This is a genomic window from Anaerolineae bacterium (genome assembly GCA_013178015.1).
Taxonomy (GTDB): domain Bacteria; phylum Chloroflexota; class Anaerolineae; order DRVO01; family DRVO01; genus Ch71.
In genome coordinates this window covers 72,881-95,937 of record JABLXR010000018.1, presented here as the reverse complement: position 1 = coordinate 95,937, position 23,057 = coordinate 72,881, and the positions used below count along the sequence as shown (strand labels likewise).

The 23,057-nt window shown below is 65.8% G+C and carries 23 protein-coding genes and 1 other RNA gene; 19 read left to right on the top strand and 5 right to left on the bottom strand.

All coding sequences use genetic code 11. The features are described from left to right. Position 1 precedes the first annotated feature (1 nt). Both HPY83_08925 and tatA read left to right on the top strand, forming a co-directional pair. Positions 2–1,135, top strand: a complete 1,134-nt coding sequence (locus tag HPY83_08925) for a branched-chain amino acid ABC transporter substrate-binding protein (GenBank protein ID NPV08070.1) — start codon at positions 2–4, stop codon at positions 1,133–1,135. Positions 1,136–1,289: 154 nt separating this feature from the next. Then, a complete protein-coding gene (tatA, locus tag HPY83_08920) occupies positions 1,290–1,556 on the top strand; it encodes a twin-arginine translocase TatA/TatE family subunit (protein NPV08069.1) in 267 nt (88 codons plus the stop codon). A gap of 77 nt (positions 1,557–1,633) precedes the next feature. Here tatA and HPY83_08915 read toward each other — a convergent pair whose 3' ends face one another. Further along, positions 1,634–2,803 (bottom strand): galactokinase, encoded by a 1,170-nt coding sequence (locus tag HPY83_08915; protein ID NPV08068.1) that lies wholly within the window; start codon positions 2,801–2,803, stop codon positions 1,634–1,636. A gap of 217 nt (positions 2,804–3,020) precedes the next feature. Between HPY83_08915 and HPY83_08910 the strand changes: the two genes are divergently transcribed. From HPY83_08910 to yedF, 5 genes are all read left to right on the top strand, one after another. Next, a complete protein-coding gene (locus HPY83_08910; GenBank protein NPV08067.1) occupies positions 3,021–4,283 on the top strand; it encodes an MFS transporter in 1,263 nt (420 codons plus the stop codon). 240 nt (positions 4,284–4,523) lie between these two features. Continuing rightward, a complete protein-coding gene (locus tag HPY83_08905; protein NPV08066.1) occupies positions 4,524–4,766 on the top strand; it encodes a hypothetical protein in 243 nt (80 codons plus the stop codon). Between the two features lie 506 nt (positions 4,767–5,272). Continuing rightward, on the top strand, positions 5,273–5,701 hold the full coding sequence (locus HPY83_08900) for a hypothetical protein (protein ID NPV08065.1): 429 nt from the start codon (positions 5,273–5,275) through the stop codon (positions 5,699–5,701). Between the two features lie 15 nt (positions 5,702–5,716). Beyond that, positions 5,717–5,894, top strand: a non-coding RNA gene (gene ssrS / locus HPY83_08895) — 6S RNA. Positions 5,895–6,234: 340 nt separating this feature from the next. Then, the gene (yedF, locus tag HPY83_08890) at positions 6,235–6,831 is read left to right on the top strand and encodes a sulfurtransferase-like selenium metabolism protein YedF (GenBank protein ID NPV08064.1); all 597 of its coding nucleotides are present in this window, start codon (positions 6,235–6,237) and stop codon (positions 6,829–6,831) included. Between the two features lie 111 nt (positions 6,832–6,942). Here the strand turns inward: yedF and HPY83_08885 are convergent, their stop codons facing one another. From HPY83_08885 to HPY83_08870, 4 genes are all read right to left on the bottom strand, one after another. Continuing rightward, complete coding sequence (locus HPY83_08885) at positions 6,943–9,417, bottom strand: AAA domain-containing protein (protein ID NPV08063.1); 2,475 nt, start codon at positions 9,415–9,417, stop codon at positions 6,943–6,945. Between the two features lie 130 nt (positions 9,418–9,547). Next, positions 9,548–12,151 (bottom strand): ATP-dependent chaperone ClpB, encoded by a 2,604-nt coding sequence (gene clpB, locus HPY83_08880; protein ID NPV08062.1) that lies wholly within the window; start codon positions 12,149–12,151, stop codon positions 9,548–9,550. 111 nt (positions 12,152–12,262) lie between these two features. Further along, positions 12,263–12,598, bottom strand: coding sequence for a MerR family transcriptional regulator (locus tag HPY83_08875; protein ID NPV08061.1), 336 nt, complete (start codon positions 12,596–12,598; stop codon positions 12,263–12,265). A gap of 68 nt (positions 12,599–12,666) precedes the next feature. After that, entirely contained in the window at positions 12,667–13,638 is a 972-nt protein-coding gene (locus HPY83_08870; GenBank protein ID NPV08060.1) for a J domain-containing protein, read from the bottom strand. Between the two features lie 865 nt (positions 13,639–14,503). Between HPY83_08870 and HPY83_08865 the strand changes: the two genes are divergently transcribed. The 12 genes from HPY83_08865 to HPY83_08810 all read left to right on the top strand — a co-directional run bounded on the left by HPY83_08865 (position 14,504) and on the right by HPY83_08810 (position 22,630). After that, positions 14,504–15,613 (top strand): site-specific integrase, encoded by a 1,110-nt coding sequence (locus HPY83_08865; protein ID NPV08059.1) that lies wholly within the window; start codon positions 14,504–14,506, stop codon positions 15,611–15,613. 84 nt (positions 15,614–15,697) lie between these two features. Continuing rightward, positions 15,698–15,931: a hypothetical protein gene (locus tag HPY83_08860; GenBank protein NPV08058.1), complete on the top strand. Its 234-nt coding sequence runs from the start codon at positions 15,698–15,700 to the stop codon at positions 15,929–15,931. Then, complete coding sequence (locus HPY83_08855; GenBank protein NPV08057.1) at positions 15,912–16,121, top strand: hypothetical protein; 210 nt, start codon at positions 15,912–15,914, stop codon at positions 16,119–16,121. The genes HPY83_08860 and HPY83_08855 overlap by 20 nt, the downstream gene beginning before the upstream one ends. Further along, positions 16,118–16,432: a hypothetical protein gene (locus HPY83_08850; GenBank protein ID NPV08056.1), complete on the top strand. Its 315-nt coding sequence runs from the start codon at positions 16,118–16,120 to the stop codon at positions 16,430–16,432. Before HPY83_08855 ends, HPY83_08850 begins: the two co-directional genes overlap by 4 nt. Positions 16,433–17,305: 873 nt before the next feature. Further along, positions 17,306–17,809 carry a hypothetical protein gene (locus HPY83_08845; protein NPV08055.1) on the top strand — a complete coding sequence of 168 codons (504 nt, stop codon included), beginning with the start codon at positions 17,306–17,308 and terminating at the stop codon, positions 17,807–17,809. 77 nt (positions 17,810–17,886) lie between these two features. After that, positions 17,887–18,072 carry a hypothetical protein gene (locus HPY83_08840; GenBank protein ID NPV08054.1) on the top strand — a complete coding sequence of 62 codons (186 nt, stop codon included), beginning with the start codon at positions 17,887–17,889 and terminating at the stop codon, positions 18,070–18,072. Further along, positions 18,060–18,500 (top strand): hypothetical protein, encoded by a 441-nt coding sequence (locus HPY83_08835; protein ID NPV08053.1) that lies wholly within the window; start codon positions 18,060–18,062, stop codon positions 18,498–18,500. Before HPY83_08840 ends, HPY83_08835 begins: the two co-directional genes overlap by 13 nt. Beyond that, a complete protein-coding gene (locus HPY83_08830; GenBank protein ID NPV08052.1) occupies positions 18,497–20,866 on the top strand; it encodes a MarR family transcriptional regulator in 2,370 nt (789 codons plus the stop codon). The genes HPY83_08835 and HPY83_08830 overlap by 4 nt, the downstream gene beginning before the upstream one ends. Positions 20,867–21,506: 640 nt before the next feature. Next, a complete protein-coding gene (locus tag HPY83_08825; protein ID NPV08051.1) occupies positions 21,507–21,767 on the top strand; it encodes a MerR family transcriptional regulator in 261 nt (86 codons plus the stop codon). Beyond that, positions 21,758–21,997, top strand: a complete 240-nt coding sequence (locus HPY83_08820; GenBank protein ID NPV08050.1) for a hypothetical protein — start codon at positions 21,758–21,760, stop codon at positions 21,995–21,997. The genes HPY83_08825 and HPY83_08820 overlap by 10 nt, the downstream gene beginning before the upstream one ends. Further along, positions 21,994–22,317 carry a hypothetical protein gene (locus HPY83_08815; protein NPV08049.1) on the top strand — a complete coding sequence of 108 codons (324 nt, stop codon included), beginning with the start codon at positions 21,994–21,996 and terminating at the stop codon, positions 22,315–22,317. The genes HPY83_08820 and HPY83_08815 overlap by 4 nt, the downstream gene beginning before the upstream one ends. 61 nt (positions 22,318–22,378) lie before the next feature. Continuing rightward, on the top strand, positions 22,379–22,630 hold the full coding sequence (locus HPY83_08810; GenBank protein NPV08048.1) for a hypothetical protein: 252 nt from the start codon (positions 22,379–22,381) through the stop codon (positions 22,628–22,630). Positions 22,631–23,057 lie beyond the last annotated feature (427 nt).

The window sequence follows — 23,057 nt, the reverse complement described above, 5'->3', positions numbered from 1 at the left end:
GATGCGCCGACGAGCTGTTCTGGGGCTGCCCGCGTACGCCGGCCTGCTGGCGGCCTGCGGTGGCCGCTCAACCCCCAGAGGCGAGATCACCGTGTACGTGGCCGTGCCCCTGTCCGGCTTCCAGGCCAATGGTGGTCAGACCGTCCTCGGCGGGGCCCGCCTCCGAGCCGAGCAGGCCAATGCTCAGGGAGGGGTGCTGAACCGGCGCATCGTGGTCGAGGGGGTGGACGACGAGGCCGACAGCGAGGTGGCGGTGGAGGTAGCCCGGCAGATCGCCGCCGAAGTAGGCGGAGGCAAGGAAGTGCTCGGCATCATCGGCCACTACAACAGCGGCCAGACCCTGGCGGCAATGGAGATCTACGCCGACGTGGCCGTGAATGTAGTTACCCCGACCGCCTCCAATGTGAACCTTACCCGCCTCGGCTACCGCAACTTCTTCCGCGTCAACGCCACCGACGCCACCCAGGGCCGGGTGGATGCCGAGTTCCTGGTCGGCAACCTGGGAGCAACCCGAATCGCCGTCGCCCACCTGGACGACGACTATGGCAACGGCCTGCGAGACCTGCTAGTTGAGAACCTAGCCCGCCTGGGCGCGAACGTGGCGGCCGACATCGTGGTCGAGGAGGCCGTAGAGCGTCACGATGCAGCCGTGGAGCAGATTGGCCGGGTGGCACCAGACGCTGTCTTCCTGGCCGCCTATGAGACCGAGGGGTACGTTCTGCTTCCTCAGCTGCGTCAGGCCGGGATAGATGCCCCCTTCATGGCGAGCGATGCCTGCTTCCTGTCGGCATTCATAGACGAGTCCGGCGAGGCAGCCGAGGGCGCCTACGTGAGCGGCTTCACCCCCAGCCCCTCCACCGTGGTGAGCGACGATTGGGTGCGCCAGTACCAGGCCGTGGAGCAGCGCAACCCAGATACTTACAGCATCGTGGGCTACATGGCCATGGACGTTCTCATCCGGGCGGCCCAAGAGGCCCGCACCGTGGCGGCTGAGCCCATGGGCGACGCCATTCGCCGCCTCGATTACCAGGGGCTGGCTGGCCGCATCGCCTACGACGAGACGGGCGACCTGCGGGATCAACGGGTGTACGTGTTCCAGGTGCGCGAGGGCCAGTTCGTACAGGTGACGCCTTGACCCACGCCTGGGGCGAAGCGCTTTCGGTTTCTCCCTGCGCTTTTGCCCCGTCTAGCGTTGTGCTATAATGCCGGCCGGTGTCGGTACCTGGTCTGTCATGCGATAACCGGAGAGGGGCGTCGAGAGCGGCGCCACCGATCTATGGAGGGGGATAATGCCACATCTCGGGCCACTCGAACTCGTCATCATCCTCGTGATCGTCATCATCGTTTTCGGCGTCGGCAAGCTACCTCAGATTGGCGGCGCCATCGGCCAGAGCATCCGGGAGTTCCGGGCTGCTAGCAGGGCGGCCGCAGAAGACGAAGAGGAGCAGGAGATGACTCCTTCTGCCCGTAGGCGCCAGTCTCGTGCCTCTCGCCCCAAGCGGGAAGTGGCGGAAGAGGAAGAGGAGATCGCTGACGAGGAGGAAGAGGAGGCCTAGCAGGAGACGCTAATCGCCATCCCTACCTCATCGCGTCATGGGCTGGCCCCGCTGATGAGCAACCGAGGCTGCCGTGGTCACGGCAGCCTCTTTGCCTCTGCCCCCTGCTCTGCCCGGCACACGTAGATATCGGGCGCCACCCCGCTCCACTCCGAGTAACGCCTCCGCAGTTCCTCAACCAAGGGGCCTACCGCACCCTCGCGCACCAGGCTAACGGTGCAACCACCGAACCCAGCTCCGGTCATGCGGGTCCCCACCACCCCACCGATGTCTAGGGCCGCATCGACCATGAAGTCCAGCTCCGGGGAGCTGACTTCATAGTCGTCCCTCAGACTGGCGTGCGACTGGAGCATCAGCCGGCCGAAGGTGGCCGCGTCCGACGCCCCGAGGGCCGCTACCGCTGCCAGCACCCGCTCGTTCTCCCGCACCACGTGCCGGCATCGCCGGTAGACCACCTCGGGCAGCACCTCCTTGTGCTCTTCCAGTTGGGCCGGGGTGACATCCCGCAGGGCGGTGATGCCACCCAGCCGCTGGCGCAGAAGCCTCACCCCCGCCTCACATTCGGCCCGGCGCTGGTTGTACTGCGAGTCAACCAGCCCGCGCCGCTTCATGGTGTCGGCCACCACCACCCGGTATCCGGCCAGCATGGGCACGGCCCTGTGCTCCAGAAAGCGGCAGTCTATCAACAGAGCGTGATCCCTTCGGCCCAGAACAGAGACGAACTGGTCCATAATGCCGCACTGCATGCCCACAAAGCGGTTCTCCGCCTCCTGTGCCGCCCGGGCCAGCTCGACGTCATCGAGCGCAAATCCGGAGAGAGCCTGCAGCGCCTTGGCCGTCGCCACCTCCAGCGCGGCAGACGAGCTCAGCCCGGCCCCTATGGGCACGTCCCCGTGGATGGCAGCGTCCATCCCCGAGAGCCTGAGCCCGCGACCCTGGAGGACCCACGCCACCCCCCGAGGGTAGTTGCTCCAGCCGTGCACCGGATCGCGCTCGATCCGGCCTAAGGCGAACTCCGCCCTCTCCCCGAAATCCACCGCCACCAGCGTCACCCGGTCGTCGGCTCGGGCCGACGCAGCTACGTACACCGCCCTGTCTATAGCCACCGGCAGCACGAACCCGTCGTTGTAGTCGGTGTGCTCGCCGATCAGGTTGACCCTGCCCGGAGCCCGAGCGACGACCTCAGGGGGCCGACCGAAAGCATCCACGAACGCACTGATAGCTCTCTCTTCCCCAGCGGACAGCATCTGACCTCCGCAGATGGCGATGGCACGGCCTCGGCGTCACTTTTTTGCCCCGCCGCGAGCGCAGTATAGGCTCCTGGGCGCCAGGCGCCAACGGGACCGCCCCTCTCCTAGGTTCACCGCTGGCCCGGCTTGCTTTCCCGGCCGCCAGCACTATACTGCTGCACTACTACATCAACAGAGCGGGCCTCGCGCCCGCTCGTTGTGTGGCAGGCGACGCATGGCGTGGGTCCGGCCGGCCTGGCTGCGGGTTCGCAGGCCCAGCATCAGCCGCAATGCCCGGCTTTTCCTGTGGACAGTGTTCCTGTCCAACGTGGGCATCTCCGGCATCTTCCTGCTGCTCTACAACCTCTACCTGGTGGCCCTCGGCTATCAGGAGGACTTCATCGGGTTGCTTTCCCTGGTGCAGATGGGAGCCATCGCCGCGGGCGCCATTCCCGCTGGCGCCCTCTCCGAGCGCGTCGGGCCCCGGCCGGTCCTCATACTGGGGACGGTGGTGATGGCAGCTGGAGCCCTCGGGATGGCCCTGGCCTCCGGGCCAGCCACTCTCGCCGGGCTCAACTTCGTCACCGGGCTAGGCTTTGCCATGCGCATCGTGCCCTATACGCCGTATCTAGTGGACAACACCGGCCCGGCCGAGAGGACGCTGGTCTTCTCCGCCAACTCTGCTGCCATGTCGGTGGCCAGCACGGTCGGCAGCCTGGTAGGAGGCCAGTTGCCCGCCGTCTTCGCCGCCTTGCTCCGCCTCGACACCAGCGAGAGTATCCCGTCCTTCCGCCTCAGCCTAGTGGTGGGCGCCCTCCTGGGTCTGGTAGCTGTGCTGCCCATGTCCATGGCCACCGACCGGACGGATCGGGGAGCCGCCCCTTCCAGCCTGCCACTAGGGCCCGAGAGCGAGGTGCCACCAGCTCAGGTTCGGCGACGCGTCGCCGTCTTCGTGGCCACCACAGTGCTCTTCGCCTTGAGCGGTGCCTGCATAGCCCCCTTCGTCAACGTGTACTTCAGCCGGGAGCTGGGGCTCTCCGCTTCCAGCATCAGCCTCATCCTGGCCAGCAGTGCCATCCTGGCAGCAGTTGCCAGCGTCGCCGCCTCCGCCCTAGCCGGGCGGGTGGGAAAGGTGCCGGCCATGGTCACCATCCGGGCGGCCGGGGTTCCCCTGCTGCTACTCCTCTCCCTCAACCCGGGAGTCGTCCTGGCCACTGCCGCCATTTTGACCCGCAACGTAACCGAGATGGCGGGCTGGCCTCTGGACGGAGCCTTCCTGGCCGAGGTGATCCCCCTCCGCCGGCAAGCGCGGGCAGTGGCCTACCGGAGCGTGGCCTGGAACGCCACCTGGGCCGTCACGGCCTTCGCCGCCGGCCAGGCCATCGTCCGCTTCGGCTACGGCCCCATGTTTGCCCTCGCCGGCGGGGCCCTGCTGATGGCGACCGCGGTATACTGGGTCGCCTTCAGCCGCCTCGAGCCGCGGCAACAGTTGACCTGAAGCAGCTGTTGGCATATATCTGCACAGCCTACATGTATATTGACACCCAGGGCGATCCGTGTTAGTATATGTCAGATCGCGCCGCCGTGGGCTGGCGGCGCGTGCTTTTGTAACTCGGGCTCTTACTAGGCTAGAGGTGGACGGATGACTCTCCACAGCGAAATACTGTTCCCGTGCAAAGCCATACCTGCTGTGGCGAACCTTCGGGGTCCTGAATGGCAGAGATTGGTGGAGTACATCATGCCTCTGCCCGATACTCATGAGGACAAGCTCGCCTTCTGCCTGACAATGGTCCGGCTGAGCGAGTGCATGAAGTGCGACCTGGGCTCCTACAAGGCTTCCCTAGGTTGTGCGTCTTGTGCGCGACGGGCTGTGAACTCGGCCAAGCTCACGGATGCCGGCTTGCTGAAGCGTTATGAGAAGGCCCGCGCGGAGGTGCGGGAGTACCTCAGCAAGCGGGAAGAGAAGCAGGCAGCCGCCTAACTTAGGTGGCCTGGCGCGGCGGCCGGAGATAACTCCGGCCGCCGTTTGCGTTTAACCCCTCTGCAGGCACGCAGCGTGCAAGCGCTTCACCCCGAGTGCACAGGACGAGCTGGCTTCGCCCGGCCGAGGGCTCGCATCTAGGGGCCTTGCCCCTCCTAGGCGGACCGTGCGGCCCCCTGACACGGGGCTCCTGCGGGGCACCTCTTGGTGCACGCCGGCGCCCCGTGGGCGGACGCACCGGCGTCTGCAGGCGATAGGGCCCCGCCCGGAAGGAAAGGGCGGGGAGCATCACCTGCCCGTCCTTTGACAGAAGTCGGGCTGTTTCGTATATTCATGTCGCACGATGCAGTGTGCCGAGGCCCTGGGGACAGTGGTGTTCGCCAGACAAAGCTCGACCGACGCCACGAAGCTTCCGTCCGCACCACGTTGCCGGGTGCGGCGGAGGGTGAGCCGCAGAAGCGGGCCGCTCCTCCCCCGGGGTGGCCCGTCGTCGTTACGGAGGAGTTGTGGTTAGCCACGAGGAATTGGGTCTACTTCAGCGATTTGATGCCGACGGCCGACTGGCGTTGAGCCTCTATCTCGACGTCAGTTCACCCGAGAGGCGGGCCACCGTCTTGCACCGCGTGCGGGACAAGCTGCGCGCCGCCACCTCAGGAGCCCAAAACGGAGGCGACGACCCGTTGGCGCCCCTGAGCGAAGACCTAGAGATGCTGCGGTTGTACTTCCAGACCAGCGCCGGCCGGCAGGCACGCTACGTGGCCGTGTTCACGTGCGCGTCGCAGCTGTTCTGGCGCGTCTACTCTCTGGACGAGCCGCTGAACGAGCTCGTCCACGTCGGTCGCCATTTCGAGCTCGCGCCCCTGGTGCGAGCCCTGCGCGAGAAGGAAACTGCTGGAGAGCTGGACTTAGAGCCCGACTTGCTGCTGCAACGCTAATGTGCTAGCTTTGAACTGGCTCTGCTGTGTACGTGATGCGGGAACACGTTCTGAGCCAACAGTCCAAGAGAGGGGTCTCATATCTCGCTCGGGATGCGGAAACCCGTCAGAAGGTTTGGCTGAAGGAGCGGTGCAGACCCCACCTGCGTGAGCAGGTTCAGAACTCACCGGCACACGGCATGGCGGGGCCGTTCTATCTACCCGCAGCCTCCCTTCCTCAGCAGCTTCCCCCTTCTTCGCCGGCTCAGCCTCTCTAGCGAAGCTCTCGTTCGTTCCGGACTGGCTCCCGGCGTGCTGTCCACCAAAGAGAACGAGGCGCTGCCTTCGCCAACAGCGCCCCGCTCCCGTACAGAAGGAGTGGAAGGGTAACCCACAGGCACACAATACCACCCCTGCATCCCGGCCGTCAGTAAACCTCCCGTGGTCATCCCGTAAAGCCACCGTAAAGACGACCATCTCTAGGGCCGAGTTGAGGGCATGCCCCCTTTGTGGCATCATCGGGGCAGCTGTCGGCCTGGAAAGGAACATTCGGCATGCAACGAGTAGATGCCCGCGGATTGGCCTGCCCCCAGCCGGTGGTGCTCGCCCGACGCGCCATGCAGACGGGTGAGACGGTAGTGATCACGGTGGACAATATCACCGCGGCCCAGAACGTGTCCCGCATGGCTCAGCGGGCTGGGTGGAATGTGGAGACAGAGGTATCAGGGGACGTCTACGTGATCACGGTGGTCCCCTCAGGAGAGCCCAAGCCGATCGTTGCCCCCGCCTCCTCGGCCGCGGAGCTCATGCCTTCAGGAGAGGTGGTGGTCCTCCTGGCCTCGGACGTCGTGGGCTCGGGCGATCCGGACCTGGGTGCGCTTCTGATGCGCACCTTCCTCCACACTCTTCAGGAGATCGAACCCAAGCCCCAGCGCATCATCTGCATGAATGCCGGGGTCCGCCTGGCAGTGGAGGGGTCACCGGTGCTGGAGGACCTCCGCGCCCTATCCGACTGCGGTACCGAGATTCTCCTATGCGGCACCTGCTTGGACTATCTGGGCCTGCGAGACCGGGTGGCCCTGGGCACAGTGTCCAACATGTACTCTCTGGCCGAGATCATGCTCACCGCGGCCAGGCTGGTTCGCTTGTAGGGGCAGCCGGCCCCGCACCGGCCGGAAGTGTCGGCTCCTCTAACTGAGAGCGCCGAGCATGAGAGGGGCCGACCCGCGGGCCGGCCCCTTTCGTTCCTCTCTTGGCTAGACCTACACTGAAGCTCCTGCCATCTGGACGGCATCCGCTCCCTCGGTCTGGAACACCAGTTCGTCGCCCTCGAGATCGACCCGAACGTGCGCGCCCGGCGCGATCTCGCCCCGCAGCAGCTTCATGCTGAGCGGGCTCTCCACCAGTCGCTGCAGCGTTCGACGCAGCGGTCGGGCCCCGAACTGACGATCGTAGCCCTTCATCGCCAGCCAGTCCTTGGCCGCGTCCGTCAGCGTCAAGGTGATGCCCTGCTCCCGCAGTCTCGCTTCGATGTCCCGCATCTGCAGCTCGACGATCTGACGCACATGCTTCTCGGTCAGACTGTGGAACACGATGATCTCATCTATCCGGTTCAGGAACTCGGGCCGGAAAGTTCGCTTCAGGCTCTCGTCCACCTCTGCCGGTCGCGGCGTCGGGTCCTCCGAGTCTTCCGCCCGAACACGGAAGCCCAGGGCACCGCCCTTCTTCTCCACGTAGCGCGTCCCCACGTTCGACGTCATCACGATCACGGTGTTGCGGAAGTCCACCGTCCGACCGTGCCCGTCTGTCAGGCGCCCGTCATCCAGTATCTGGAGCAAGGCGTTCCAGACTTCGGGGTGGGCCTTCTCGATCTCGTCGAACAGGACCACCCGGTAAGGACGCCGCCGCACTGCCTCGGTGAGTTGGCCGCCCTCGTCGTAACCCACGTATCCAGGTGGGGCACCGATCAGCCGGGCCACCGTGTGTCGCTCCTGGTACTCGGTCATGTCCACCCGCAGCAAGGCGTCCTCGTCGTCGAACAGGAACTCCGCCAGCGCCCGGGCCAGCTCCGTCTTGCCCACGCCTGAAGGCCCCAAGAAGATGAAGGAGCCGATGGGCCGCCGCGGGTCCTTCAGGCCCGATCGCGCCCGCCGGATGGCATCCGCCACTGCCGCCACCGCCTCCTCCTGGCCCACGATGCGACGGTGTAGGTGCTCCTCCATCGCCACCAGCCGCTCGGCTTCCGTCTGCAGCATGGTGGCCACCGGGATCCCCGTCCAACTCGCCACCACCGCGGCAATGTCTTCTTCGGTGACGACCTCGTCCAGGTTGTGCTCTGCCAGCCAGGCGCTGTACTCCTGGTCAAACTGAGATTGGAGCTTCAGCCTTTGGGCCTTGCACTCCGCAGCCCGTTCGTAGTCGCGGCTGGCCCAGGCCTCCTCCTCGGCGGAGGCCAACTGCTGCAACTCCTGGCGCACGCTCCTGAGTTCCGCCGGTACGCTGAACATCGCCAGGCGCACGCGCGCGCCCGCCTCGTCCATCAGATCAATGGCCTTGTCCGGCAGCCGGCGGTCCTGCACGTAGCGGTGCGAGAGCCTGGCAGCGGCCTCCAGGGCTCCGTCGGTGAAGTGCACCCGATGATGCTCCTGGTAGCGCTCGCGCAGGCCACGGAGCATGTTGATCGTCTCTTCCACCGTAGGCTCGTCCACAAACACAGGCGCGAATCGGCGCTCCAGAGCCGAGTCCTTCTCGATGTGCTGCCGGTACTCGTTCAGAGTGGTAGCCCCGATGCAGCGCAGCTCGCCCCGGGCCAATGCCGGCTTGAGCATGTTGCTGGCGTCCACCGCGCCCTCGGCCGCTCCCGCTCCTACCAGGGTGTGCAACTCGTCGATGAAAAGTATGACCTCACCCTCGGCCTTCTCTATGTCCTGCAGGATCGCCTTCATTCTTTCCTCGAACTCGCCCCGGAAGCGAGTCCCGGCGATCATAGCACCCATGTCCAGAGAGAAGATCCGCTTCCCGGAGAGGATCTCGGGCACGTCATCGCTGGCGATCCGCTGAGCCAATCCCTCCACGATGGCCGTCTTGCCCACCCCGGCATCGCCAATGAGCACGGGGTTGTTCTTGGTGCGACGCGAGAGCACCTGCATCACCCTAAGCACTTCATCGTCTCGACCGATCACCGGGTCGAGCTTGCCCTCCCTGGCCATGGCGGTCAGGTCGCGACCGTACTTCGCCAGGGCTTTGAAGCGTGCCTCCTCCGTCTTCCCAGCGCCGCCCCCGCGCCGACGACCGGCCAGGGCGGCCTCCACTCGGGACGCAGTGACTCCAGCCTCACTCAGGATCCGGGCCGCTACCGTGCCCTTCTCCCGACAGGCGGCCAGTAACAGGTGCTCGACTGACACAACCTCCTCGTTCATCCGCTTGGCCTCGGCCGCAGCGTTGTCCATCAGGAACTTGAGCCGAGGTGTCACGAACACCTGCCCGATCCCTGGGGTCGGGTAGTATGGACGACCGGCGGAAGGAGTGCTAGATAGCGCCTGTTCCACCCGGTGCCGCAGGGCGTCTGCATCCACGCCGATCTCTTGCAGCAGCTCGACTACACCTCCCTCGGGCTGCTCCAGCAGCGCCAAGAGGACGTGCTCCGTGTCCATCTGGCTGTGTCCGAACCGCTGCATCACCTCTAGAGCCCGCATGGCAGCCTCTTGAGCTGCCTCTGAGAACTTATCAAAGCGCATTATGTCAGCCAAAGTTGCTGTTAACCTCTTGCTTGGAATGTACCAGCATATTATACCATAACTTCTGCCGTCTGCTGAAAACCAGAAACCAGGCCGCCCCTTAGGCCAATCTGGGACGGCCTCCGCACCCCTACCCAGCTGCCTCAGCCAGAGGCTCGCGACTGAAGGTCAGTCCGTCGGCGCCCACGTCGGCGTACACTGTATCACCATCCCGGAAGTCTCCCTGCAGCAGGCGCAGGGCCAGCTTGTCGGCCAACTCTCTCTGGATGGCTCGCTTGAGCGGTCGAGCGCCGAACGCGGGGTCGTACCCCACCTCCGCCAGGTAGTCGTACGCCGCCTCCGAGAGCTCCAGCGTGACGTCTCGGTCTGCCAGCAGAGCCCGCAGCCGGTCCACCTGGATGCGCACTATCTGAACCAGTTGCTCTTGGTGCAGAGAGTTGAAGATAACCACCTCATCGATCCGGTTCAGGAACTCCGGCCGGAAGTGAGACTGCAGGGCCTGCATCACCCTGCGGCGCATCTCCTCGTCATCGCGTCCACCCAGCTCATGAATCCACTGACTGCCGATATTCGAGGTCATGATGATGACAGTGTTGCGGAAGTCCACCGTTCGGCCGTGCCCATCCGTGAGCCGGCCGTCATCCAGCACTTGCAGCAGAACGTTGAACACCTCCGGGTGCGCCTTCTCGATCTCGTCGAAGAGTACCACCGAGTATGGCCGCCGCCGCACTGCCTCAGTCAGCTGACCGCCTTCCTCGTACCCCACGTAGCCCGGCGGAGCCCCGATCAGACGAGCCACAGTGTGGCGCTCCTGGTACTCGCTCATATCTATGCGCTGCATGGCCTGCTCATCGTCGAACAGGAACTCGGCCAGTGCTCGGGCCAACTCCGTCTTGCCCACCCCCGTGGGACCGAGGAAGATGAAGGACCCGATGGGGCGGTTGGGGTCCTGAAGGCCGGCGCGAGAGCGCCTCACAGCGTTAGCCACCGCCTGGATAGCGTGGTCCTGGCCCACCACTCTCTGGCGCAGTCGCGACTCCATGCGCAACAGCTTCTGGACCTCACCTTCCAGCATCCGAGATACGGGTATTCCGGTCCACTCGCTTACAACCTCAGCGATGTCGTCGTCGGTGACCTCTTCTTTCAGCAGCCCACCCTTCGCCTGCAGGTCGTGCAGCCTTGCCTCCGCTTCCCCAAGCTGCCGCTGCAACTGGGCCAACTCTCCGTAGCGCAGCCGAGCTGCCGTCTCCAGATCGCCCACGCGCTCCGCCCGCTCGATCTCCGTCCGGGTGTGCTCCATGCGGTCCTTAACGTCGCGAATGGCCTGTAGGGCAGCCTTCTCTGCCTGCCAACGCTGCTGCAGCTGGTCGCGCTCCCCCTCCAGGCGACCCAGCTCTTCCTCCAGACGAGCCAGTCTGTCCTGGCTAGCGGGGTCGGTCTCCTTGCGGAGGGCCTGCTGCTCGATCTGCAACTGCATGATGCGCCGCTGGATCTCGTCCAGTTCGGCGGGCAGGCTGTCTATCTCCATGCGCAGACGGGCGGCAGCCTCGTCCACCAGGTCTATGGCCTTGTCGGGCAGGAACCGATCGCTAATGTAGCGGTGCGACAGCGTAGCCGCGGCCACCAGGGCCGAGTCGCTGATGCGCACTCCATGGTGCACCTCGTACCGCTCCTTCAGGCCCCGGAGGATGCTAATGGTGTCCTCCACGCTGGGCTCGCCCACGTATACGGGCTGGAAGCGGCGCTCCAGGGCGGCGTCCTTCTCGATGTGCTCCCGGTACTCGTCCAGGGTAGTGGCCCCGATGGCGTGCAACTCGCCCCGGGCCAGCATCGGCTTCAGCATGTTGCTGGCATCCATGGCCCCTTCGGCGGCCCCGGCTCCCACTACAGTGTGGAGCTCGTCTATGAACAGGATGACCTGGCCGCGGGAGTCGGTTATCTCCTTCAGCACTGCCTTGAGCCGCTCCTCGAACTCGCCCCGGTACTTGGCCCCGGCGATCAGGGAGCCCAAGTCGAGCGCCACCAGCTTCTTGTTCTTGAGACCCTCGGGCACGTCGCCATTGGTGATGCGGATAGCCAGACCCTCCACAATGGCGGTCTTGCCCACTCCTGGCTCACCCACCAGCACCGGGTTGTTCTTGGTGCGCCGAAGCAGTATGCGCGTGATCCGCCTTATGGCCTCATCCCTGCCAATCACCGGGTCCAGCTTGCCCTGCGCCGCCATCTGAGTCAGATCTCGGCCGTAGCGCTCCAAGGCCTGATACTTGCCCTCAGGGTTGGGGTCGGTCACCCGCTGGCTGCCGCGCACCTGAGTGAGGGCGCGCAGCACTGCGTCGCGCTCGATGCCTAGCCGGCGCAGCCACTGCGCCGTTGCCCCAGCCGATGGCCCCGTGAGCGCCAGTAGCATGTGCTCGGTGCTTACGTAGTCGTCGCGCATGTTCTGCGCCTCTTCCAGCGACTCCCGTAGCACCGCGTCCAGCGCCCGAGACAGGTAGACCTGCACCGCCCCGTGCGCCGTCGGCATCCTCTCAAGCCGGCTGAGGGCTTCGCGCCTCACGCTAGCCTGGTCCACTCCCATCTTGGCTAGGACCCGGGACACCACACCATCCGGCTGCTCCAGCAGCGCCAACAGCAGGTGCTCCGGCTCGATCTGGGGGTGGTGGCTCTCTCTTGCCCTCTCCTGGGCACCAGCGAGAGCCTCTCGCGCTCTCTCGGTAAACTTGCTGTAGTCCATCATCTGCCCCCTAACGTTATCAAGTGGAACTTAGGTGCCGCTCATACCACGGATATGAACGCTGACCAGATGGCGCGAACGTGACCAGAGATCAGCGTCTCCTCAGCGTCATCAGCTTTCCATCCCCCCGGGCAGCGCCGGCCGGCTCGAAAGCACTCGTACGCGTCCCTCGGCCGCGACCAACCGGCGCAGGTACTCGATCTCTTGCAGCAGCTCCTGTTCCCGCCGCGCGCTCTCCTCTCGCATCTCTTGTATCTGCTCCGTCATGTTCAGGATCACCTCGACTCCTGCCAGGTTCACCCCGAGCTCTCCGGTCAAGCGGCATATGAGTCTAAGCCGCTCCAGGTCTCGTTCGGAATAGAGGCGGCGATTCCCGCGCGTGCGCCGGGGGGTAACCAACCCTAGCCCCTCGTAGTGGCGCAGGGTCTGGGGGTGCAGGCTAACCATACGCGCCGCGACCCCGATGGAGTACCTTGGTTCGGCCTGCGGATCAAGGGAAGACACGGCTCTATCCCCTATCGGGCTTTCTCGATCGTCTGTCGGCCAGCCAGCTGCCGGAATAGCTCCAGCTCCTCTTCGGTCAATCCGGTGGGGAGGACGACTCGGACTTTGGCGTACAGATCGCCCCGCTGCTCCGGATGGTGCAGGTTCGGCATGCCCTGGCCCCGCAGGCGGAAGGTGCGCCCGTTCTGGGTTCCGGGAGGGATGCTCAGCCTGAGGTCGCCGCTCAGCCCGCGGAAACTGACGGTGCCTCCCAGGATGCAGGTGTATAGGTCCACCGGCACCTCGGTGTAGAGGTCGTCTCCCTTGCGCTCGAAGCGAGGGTGCTCCCGCACCTTCACTCGCAGATACAGGTCGCCGGATGGTCCTCCTGCGGAACCTGGGCCGCCCTGCCCCCGTAGCCGCACGCGCGACCCGGTACGCACCCCAGGAGGGATGCTGGCCTCCAGTCGCTTGCCGTTTATGGCGATGACCCGCGTGGTGCCGCGGTAGGCCTCCTCGAGGTTGATCTCCACCTCGTGCTCTACGTCTTGTCCCCTGCGGGGCACCTGCGTCCAGGAACGCTGGCGAGTGCGAGTGCCTGGGGCACCCCCCATGGAGCCGAATAACGCCTCGAAGAAGTCGGAGAATCCGAAACCACCCAGGTCCTCAGTGCCGAAGTCAGTGGTGTACACCCTCTGACCGGCGGCAGGGCCGGCCTGGGCGCCACCGAACCACTGGCTCCAGTCGAACCCGCCGGCATTGGCACCACTCCGCTGCCACTGCTCCCAGCTGCTACCCAGCTGGTCGTACTTGCGCCGCTTCTCGGGATCGGAAAGGACGTGATAGGCCTCGTTGATCTCTTTGAAGCGGTTGGCCGCTTCCTTGTCATTGGGGTTCACGTCCGGGTGATGCTTGCGCGCCAGCCGGCGATAGGCCTTGCGAATGTCATCGTCGCTGGCGTCCCGGCTCACTCCCAGTATCTTGTAGTAGTCCTTGTATTCCATCCCCGACTCACCGGATTCTCATGCGCGGCATTCTAGCATGTGAGTGTCTCCCAGTCAAGTAAGTTGAGTGGGCGCTACTCAAGTAGGAGCTCACCCCCGCAACGCCTCAGGGCCGGGGGGACGAGTGCTGAGACGAGCACCGCCGCTCAGTCTCTTCGCTGGCCTCAGACTACGAGAGCAAGCCCCGACTACACCGCATCCACAGCGTTCCTTGGAGGACTGCGCGCGCCCACGGGTGGCGTGTTCCGACCTGCCCACCGCGCCTGCCGCACCCTCTATGTGAGGAGTGCGCGCGCCCACGCGCGCCATGTCTCCGCACGGCCAGCGCGCATGGGCACGGGCACTGCTCAAGGGGGAGTCAAACCACATCGCCTTGCCCCCGCAGCCGGCCGAAGAGCGGGCTCTGGGAGCCTAACCCGAGAACGGCCGGGAGGGGCGGACGCCTCCATCCGCCCGAGGGCAGACACGGTGGTCTGCCCCTACCACACCGTTTACGTTCTCTTCGGTACCTCCAGGGCATGAGCTCGGCGTAGAGGCCGCCCGCGCGAGAGCACGCCGTGCCACTGCCATCTGAGCACACTCGCTCCCCCCGGCCCTGAGCTCTTGCCTGCCCTCGTTGTGCCCCCTGGCCCGGCGATGCTACAATAGGGCTGAGCCCTTGGGGCGTCGCCAAACGGTCAAGGCAGCGGCCTTTGGAGCCGCTGTCCCGAACCCGAGGCCCAACCACCCCCTACCCCTAGTCTCCCACAGACCTCCCCAGCCCTACCAGTAGTATGCCCCCACCCAGAACATCCGTTCGTGTAGCTTCCGTGTAGCATCACCGGTCACAGCAAGTTGTGACCCAGCCGGGGCGAAAGGAGCCGACATGGCACGCAGAAGCCCCGGCGAAGGCAGTATCTACCAACGAACAGACGGACGATGGGTGGCCTCCCTCAGCCTGGAGGGCAGGCGACGCACCGTCTACGGCGCTACCCGCAAAGAGGCGGCGGAGAAGCTGGCCGCCCTCAAGCGACAGGCCGGCGCCGGCACTCTGCCCGCTCCGGGGCGGCGCACCGTGGCCGACCTGGTGGCGGCCTGGCTGGGGGCGGTCAGTCCCCAGCTCAAGCCCCGCACCCTGCACGACTACCGCCAGGAGATGGAGCTGCACGTCCTGCCCGCCCTGGGCCGGGTGCGGCTCTCCCAGGTCAGCCCCGACCGCATCCAGTCCCTCTATGCCGCCGTCCAAGGGCGGGGACACCACCGCCTGGCCCAGCGCCTCCACTGCCGGCTGCACCGGATGTTCCGGCTGGCAGTGGTCTGGGGCTGGATGGCGGACAACCCTTGCGACAAGGTGTTGCGCCCCCAGTATCAGGCTCCCCGGCAGGACGTGTGGAGCCCGGAGGAGCTGGGTACCTTCCTGGCCGGCACGGCAGGCCATTGGTTGCAACCCCTATGGGTGGTGCTCCTCACGTCCGGCTGTCGGCTGGGGGAGGCGCTGGCTCTGGAGTGGACGGACGTGCAGGGCAGTGTGGTGAGCATCACCAAGGCCGGCCAGCACATCCGGGGGGAGTGGGTAGTGACGACGCCCAAGACGAAAGCGGGGAGCCGCACCATCTCATTGCCACCGGAGGGAGTGGCGGCCTTGCGGCGCCAGAGAGCTCTGCAGGCAGAACGGCGGCTACGGGCCGGCCCCCACTGGCATGACTCCGGGCTGGTGTTCACCGGGGAGGCAGGACAGCCCCTCCAGGGGAGCACCGTGGCCCGTGCCCTCCAGAGGGCCTGTGAGGCCGTCGGGGTGCCGAAACTGACTCCTCATGGCCTGAGACACCTGCACGCCAGCCTACTCCTCAGCCAGGGACTGCCCTTGCCCGAAGTGTCCCGGCGCCTGGGCCACGCTCACAGCGGCATCACGGCCCAGGTGTATTCCCACGCCCTGGCCAGCGACGACAGTGCCGCTACCAGGGCCATAGAGCGGGCTCTGTCGGGGAGCCGGTAGGAATGGCCGCTAGAGGCCGCTGAGAGGCCGCCAGAGGGCCGTTCTGGGCCCTCCGAGACATATCCATCATGAGGAGGTGGGAACATGGACTTTCTAATGGGTCTACCGGGCTACGTCATCAATGTCTGGAACTGTCGTGCTGCGGTGGGGCGCTGGGAGGGCAACGTCCTCAAGGAGGCGCTCAACTGGGAGGAGCTGGAGGAGGAGGCCATCGAGGCTATCGAGGAGCTGGGCGGAGCGGTGAACATGAGCAGCCTCTATCCCTGCCCTGCGGAGCTGGCAGAAAGGGGGGTTTGGGATGAACCAGAGACAGCGTGAGCAAGCCCTAGCCCGCCAGGACGCCAGAGCGGAGTACTACCAGCGCCGCCTGGAGGCCGGCCATCGCAATCAGGCGGTGCTGACCCGCTGGCGCCGTGAAGTTCTGAAAGCCAAGGCCCTGGCTGCCTGCCTGAGGGATGGGCGCCGGCGGGGACCTTGGGATGCCTACCTGGAGGAGGTGCGAGGATGAGAATCGAGGCCTTGCCGGAGGAGGAGAGGACGCCCTATTGGCGCAACTCCTACCATTCTGGCCGCATGGTGATTCTGGCCGAGAGGCTCCTGGAGAAGGCCCAGGAGGCCGGGCTACTGCCGGGGCGCAAGGTGGCGGCTGTCATCGGCCACCGCTTCTGTGGCGGGGCGCCGGACGACTTCAGCCTGAGGGGTTTCGGCCCCACCGAGCACGTGTACACAGTAGAGCTGGATGATGGCAGCATCGTCAAGCTGGGAGACAACAGCTATCCGGCCCTCCTGGGAGTGGTGCGGGAAGGGGGGCAACCATAGTGCGCAAAAGTGCACACAGCGTGCGCAGAAGTGCGCACCTCTTTTGGAACATATGGAAGTGCAATGCGCTTATGTGGCGACCGAGCCGGACCGTAGGCGCCAGAAGTATCCGCTAGGTGTACGGCTGTCACCGCCTCGACGGAGTAGCATCCCCGTGCTAGACTTACGCCACGCAAGAGAGAAGCCCCACGGGTGGGAGCCCTGGGGCTATGGCTGAGGCGGGCACAGCGCCCCAGCAAGGGAAGGGTAATCGACAGAGCCCGCTTCAGCAAGCACATTGCTGGGGCGGGCTCGTTGCGTTGGGGGTGGGCCATGGGCAAGTGGGTGATGGGCTGCCATGAGAGGTACAGCGACAAGTGGAGCATCCACCTTGTCGTATGGCAGGTGCCCGACGGCCAGCAGCCAACCTGGGACATGCTCGCCGCTGCTGGCCTGGAGCGGACGTGCGAAGGGTGTCAGGTTAACTGGGGCCACGACGCACCTCGGTGCCACCGCTCTATGTTCTGGACTGACGATGGCGGCAGACTACTCTCCAATGGGGAGAGCACGTCTGGGCTCCTTCGCTGGCAGCTCTTGATGCACGAAGTGAGAAGGGAGTCATTCATTGCGTGGCCCGAGCTCCTGGCAAGGGCCACTGAAGGCCCAGCCGAAGCGGGGCAGCCAAGGCACGAAGGGCCCGCAGAGTCTTGCTGGTACCGGATACCGTGGCAGCCAGGCAGGCCCGTTCCCCTCGTCGAGGGTGCGAGTGGGGTTACGCCGCCGCTGACGCTGCGCCTGAGCCTTGACCAGGAGGCGGCGGCCCAAGCCCTGGAGCAACACTACTTTCGGGAAGGTGGCCTATCATACTGGCCGCCCCTTCTCAGGGAGCAATCTGTGTCCGGCCTTCTGCGCTTTCGTTTGGGCCAGATACCAGGCGGGCCGGTCATCGAGTTCAGCAAGAGTGGGGTGGGCTGTGTGCTCACCATACTGCCCAACGACTCGCACGACTGGGGCTTTCGTGTTGGCCACCCTGTGAAGGGCGTCCTTGGCCAGGGCATGCTTGCTGCTGACGATTACCCCCCGCTGGTTAGGTGGTGCGAGCGCTTTGCCGAGCACCTGAGGCTGGAGGGGCATGTACTAGAGGGCAATACCCCCGCCGAGGCCGGCCCTATGGAGACCGAGGGGGAGGCCGAGGCGAAAGACAGGCCGAAGCGGGGCGCTCCCCGGATGGAAGAGCGGGAAGACTGGGCAGAGCGGTGCCAGAAAGCCAGGCGCTATGAGCGACTGATAGCTGAGGGTAAGCACAACGCCATAGGCGCTGCTGCCGTTGTGGGGCTGCCGCCCAGTACCGTGCGGCGCATCCAGCAAAGGATGAGGGAGCTGGGCGAAAACCAATAAAGCCAATATCGCTCATTTAACAATTTTTGTTATCTGGCTTGTGGTAGCCTCCTGGCAAACGCTCAGGAGGTTTCGCTATGTCGGCGAGTCTGCATCAGATACGTGTCCCGCTCCTCATTCGAGTGGCGCTCACCGAGCTAGCCGAGCGGCGCCAGCAGTCTGAAGACGAGGTGCTGGAGTCACTCATTCGGGACGCCGTGCGGCGGGAGCTGCTGGGCGAGGAGCCGGAGCCCGAGCGGGAGGCCACACCATGCCCCCGCTGAAAAGAAGTGCCCCCGGCTGGCAGGCCAGGGGCGGGCAACGGAACACAGACGGCGGAGACCGTCATCCCCATTCTAGCGGCACCCCGGTCCGCAATCAATCTGGCAAGGTAGTGGGCACGGTCGCCAGTGGCGTGCTCCGCAAGCGGGTGCGAGCCCGTGAGCACTTCCTGCGCACCCCGCCGGCCATCGCCTGGGATGTACGGACCCTCCTGGATGCTCAGCACCTTGGGGCCCTGGCTACCGAAGTCACGGACACCGACTCCGGCCGGACATACAGCGCACCTCTAGGGCTGTTCTGGAGCAAGGGCATACGCCTGAATCGGGGGCATGGTGAGCAGTTAGCGCTACCGCTGGCGCTGTGGAAGGTCTCCGACCCTGGGGAGCCGGCAGTGCGCCAGCTGGGGCTCTTCGAGGCGGTGATGCCGTGACTGACCTACTGCAAGCCATCCTGCCCCACCTGAACCGTGGCGACTGTCCCGACGACAAGTGGCCAGACAGCAAAGGCGACTATTGGCCCCTGTCGCCGCTCCGAGCGGACCGTAGCAGCGGCAGCTTCTCTGTCGGACCGAAGGGCTACGTTGACTTCGCCACAGGGGACAAAGGCAGCCTTCGGCAGCTTGCCGAGAAGTTAGCGCCCGTAAGTAGCGTTGCAGTGTTGCAGTGTTGCACGGGGGGTAAGAACACCCCCCCTCCCCCCCTCACTCTGGAAGCTTACGCCGAGGCCAAGGCCCTGCCGGTGCCCTTCCTGGAGGTCCTAGGGGTGGGGACGGTGCACCTCAAGGGCCGTCCAGCCCTGAGCGTTCCCTACTATGACGCCGATGGTACCGAGACGGCGGCCCGGCTGCGGCTGAGCCTGACCGGCAAGGACCGCTTCCGTTGGCGCAAGGGCTCCAAGACCATGCCCTATGGCCTCTGGCGGCTGGACAATGCCCGCCAGGCCGGCTATGTGGTCCTGGTGGAGGGGGAGTCCGACACCCAAACGCTCTGGTACCATGACGTCCCCGCCCTGGGCCTCCCCGGCGCCAGTACCTGGAAAGCGGAGTGGGCCACCTACCTAGAAGGGCTGACCGTCTACGTGTGGCAGGAGCCGGACGACGGTGGGCACAGGTTTGCCGCCAAGGTGGGCCAGTCGCTCCCCGACGCCCGCATCATCACGGCGCCGGATGGCCGTAAGGATATCAGCGAGTGTCACCTACTGGGCGAGGACGTGCCGGCGCTGATGCAGCGCCTCATGGCAGAGGCCAGGCCATATCGGGAGATAGCCGCCAAGCAGGTGAGCCAGGAAGCAGCAGCAGCCAAGGCCAGGGCGGGGCAACTGCTGACCCAGCCCGACATCCTGGGTGCCTTCGCCGAGCACTGCCGCCGGGCCGGCCTGGTGGGAGAGGAGCGCAACGCCAAGCTGCTGTACCTGGTGCTGACCACCCGGCTGCTAGACAGGCCGGTGAGCGCCGTAGTGAAGGGCCCCAGCGCCGGCGGCAAGTCCTTCGCCGTCCAGACGGTCCTGGATGCCTTTCCGGATTCGGCGTACTACGCCCTGTCCAGCATGTCCGAGAGGGCTCTGGCCTACAGCCAGGAGCCCCTGTCGCATCGCATGCTGGTACTCTATGAGGCAGCGGGCATGGCCAGCGACTTCGGCAGCTACCTGCTCAGGACGCTCCTCTCCGAGGGGCGCATCCGCTACGAGACTGTAGAGAAGACTTCTGAGGGCCTGGTGCCCCGGCTTATCGAGCGGGCCGGGCCCACCGGCGCCATCCTCACCACCACCTGGGCCAGTCTGCACCCGGAGAATGAGACCCGGTTGCTATCCCTCACTGTCAAGGACACCACCGAGCAGACCGCTGCCGTCCTGGCCACGCTGGCCGACCGGGCCAACGGCAAAGGGCCGGCGGACTCGGACCTGACGCCCTGGCACGCTCTGCAAACCTGGCTGGAGCTGGCCGGTTGCCGGGATGTGACCATCCCCTACGCCCTCGACCTGGCGTCCCTGTGCAACCCTGCCGCCGTGCGGCTGCGGCGGGACTTCGGCGCCCTGCTGAACCTCATCAAGGCCCATGCCATCCTGCACCAGACCCAGCGGGAGCGGGACGCTCAGGGGCGCATCGTCGCCACTCTGGCCGACTACGCCGCCGTGTATGAGCTGGTGGCGGACCTGGTGAGCGAAGGGGTGCAGGCTACGGTGAGCCCCACGGTGCGGGAGACTGTCGAGGCGGTGGTGGAGCTAAGCCACGGCGGCGAGGACCCCGTGAGCGTTGGCCGCCTAGCCGACCTTCTGGGCCTGGATAAGAGCACTGTCAGCCGCCGGGTGCGGGTGGCTACTGAGCTCGGCTACCTCGTGAACCTGGAGGACCGACGGGGCAAACCCGCTCGGCTGCTGCCGGGCGAGGACCTCCCCGAAGAGAAGCCTATTCTTCCGACTCCGCAGACTCTAGCCGCCGTCGTCGCAGGGGGGGAGGGGGGTGTTCTATCCCCCCCAACAACCGTGCAACACTGCAACACTGCAACCGACGCTGCCCCCTTCACCCCCTCCGCCGAGTGGCAGGACCTGCCCGATGGATACGTTTGCCCGCCCGGTGTGGAGTGGCGAGTCAACCTGACCACGGGGAAGAATCAAGCGCGCTGGCCGGACATGGCCGCCAGGGCGGAACACCAGGCAGCGGAACAGAGTGAGCCAGTGACCCAGCTTGAGGCGCCCTCTGGGCGGACCTGTCTGGACTGCGGCAGACCGGTGCCGTGGCCCCGTACGTACTGCAATGCATGCCGGGAGGCAGCCCTGGCAGCTGAGGAGCCACTATGAGCAAGCCCCGTGGCTCTGTTCCCCGCACAGTGTCGGCCTGTGTGCCCCAGGGCGCTGCTCAGCCGGCAGTCAGACGCTGTCTGCTCTGTGGGGCGCCGGCAACCATCCTCGGTTGCTTCGTGCCGCACCAACCCGAACGGTGGGGACTGACCTCGGAGGCGCCGGCGCCGGGCACGTTGAGAACCGTCTGGTACGGCCTGTGTGAGAACTGTGCCCGTCCAGGAGTGCAGTACGTGGTGGAAGACCGGCTTCAGGCGAAGCGCCGTGCGGTGTTGAACTGACCGGAGATGTCCGAAAACGTCCGGCCTGGTTCCGGTTCCCGCCGTATGTGCCATGCCAGCAGCAAGCCACTACAGGGCAGGAAATGGGCTTTCCGTGCAGTGAGCCCGGCACCAGACAGACAGGAACGGGCCAGAATTGCAATGTACTGAGTGCATCATGCTGGCCGGAACCGGACACGAAAGGGGGGAGGCATGAGCGAGTCCGTGCTGGCCGTGGCAGCCCTGGGGCTGCTGGCCTGCCTGGCGGTGGTCTTGGAATGGTGGTCACGCCGTCGCTGGCTGAGGCGGGTGACTGCAACGCCTTGGAAAACTCAACATGAGCGACCCGAGCATTACTGGAACGCCTTGGGGGTGGAACAATGGCCTACCTGAGCGCTGAGGAGCTGTGCCGGAGGTCCGGCCTCTCCCCGGACGACCTGGAGCGGCTGCAGGAGGCGGGGCTGTTGCGCCCCGACCGCCCCGGAGGCCGCTACCGCCCCAAGCTGGCGAGCTGGGCCACCAAGCTGGCCTACCTGCTGGGCGAGGGGTGGAGCCTGAGAGAAATCGGAGCCTGGGCCCGGGGGCGGTGGCAGACTCCCGACCCCCGGCAGTGGCCCCCGGAGCGAGAGCGGTGGCGGTGACGGGGGCGACCCCAAGGAAGCAGGGACGCCCCAAAGACGTAGTAGGCGACCGGCTGCGCCTCGGCGACACGGCCACGCTGGCGGTCACGGTGCTTCGCCTGTGGACCGATGCGGACGCCGCCAGGAAGGCCGGCGACGACGGCAGGCGGTGCGACCTGCTCACCCCTTCGGGCCAGCTGCTGAGCAATGTGCCGGTATCCGAGCTGGTGCCGGCAGAGGAGGCGCCATGAGTGAAGCCACCTGGAAGGCCACCGAACGGGCCGTGGCCACCCGCCTGGGTGGCCGTAGAGTCCCTATCACTGGCAGGCAACGGGGAGACGTGCCCGATGTGGCCCACGAGTGGCTGAGCATCGAGGTGAAGCACCGGAGGGCCCTGCCCCAGTGGCTGACCGAGGCCATGAGTCAGGCGGTGGCCGCTGCTGGAGTCTCGCAGTTGCCATGCGTAGTGCTGCACGAGGCCGGCTCCCGCCACGATGGCGACCTGGTGGTGCTGCGGTTGGGCGACTTCTGCGACTGGTTCGGGGACCTCCCCGTTGGCTCGGGCCATTAGCGGGAATTGTCCCGCTTCTATCCTCGTTCTGGACTACAATTGCTAACATTCGGGGGCAACCATGACTGACACCTGGGGTGGCGCCCACGACTACCACCGGCTGGCCACCCGCTGGCCGGACTCCCGTGCCCGCACGTACCGGCTGCGTGAGGAGACCATTGCCGCTCTGGACCGGCTGGCCGTCAGTCACAGGGTAGGAGTGTCCGACCTGGTGGACTTCCTGCTGGCTGAGGCCGTGCGGCAGGCGGAGACGGGCGAGCTGGCCATCCCAACACGGGAAGCAGGCCTGCGGGTAGTGGATAGGCGAGGGTAGGGCGTCGCCATCGCCAGACTGGTCCGATGCCGGGACCGTGGCGGGGGTCTCACTCGTATGACCGCAAAATTCACAAAGGGGGGTATCACGCTGCCCGTCTGAGTGGCCCTAGAGCCCCTGCCACTGACAATAGGCCTGACATTCCGGCGTGAGGCGTTCCGCACTAATGGGCTGTTGACGCCCTGGCTGACTGGGTGTAGACTGTGGCCACCTTACCAAGCGAAAAGCCCCGGCGCTGGTGTTAGCAGCCCAGGGCATGGCCAGTCAGGGTGAGCTGACTGACACCGACAGGATACCACATCGGCCCGTCAGCTACCACACTGGCGGGCTTCGTGCTTCTGGGCCAGAACGGGTGTTCTGACAGCATCAGTGTAGCATCGTGTAGCATGAGGCTGTCGGAAGGGCACACCAGCACTGGGGCGGTTTG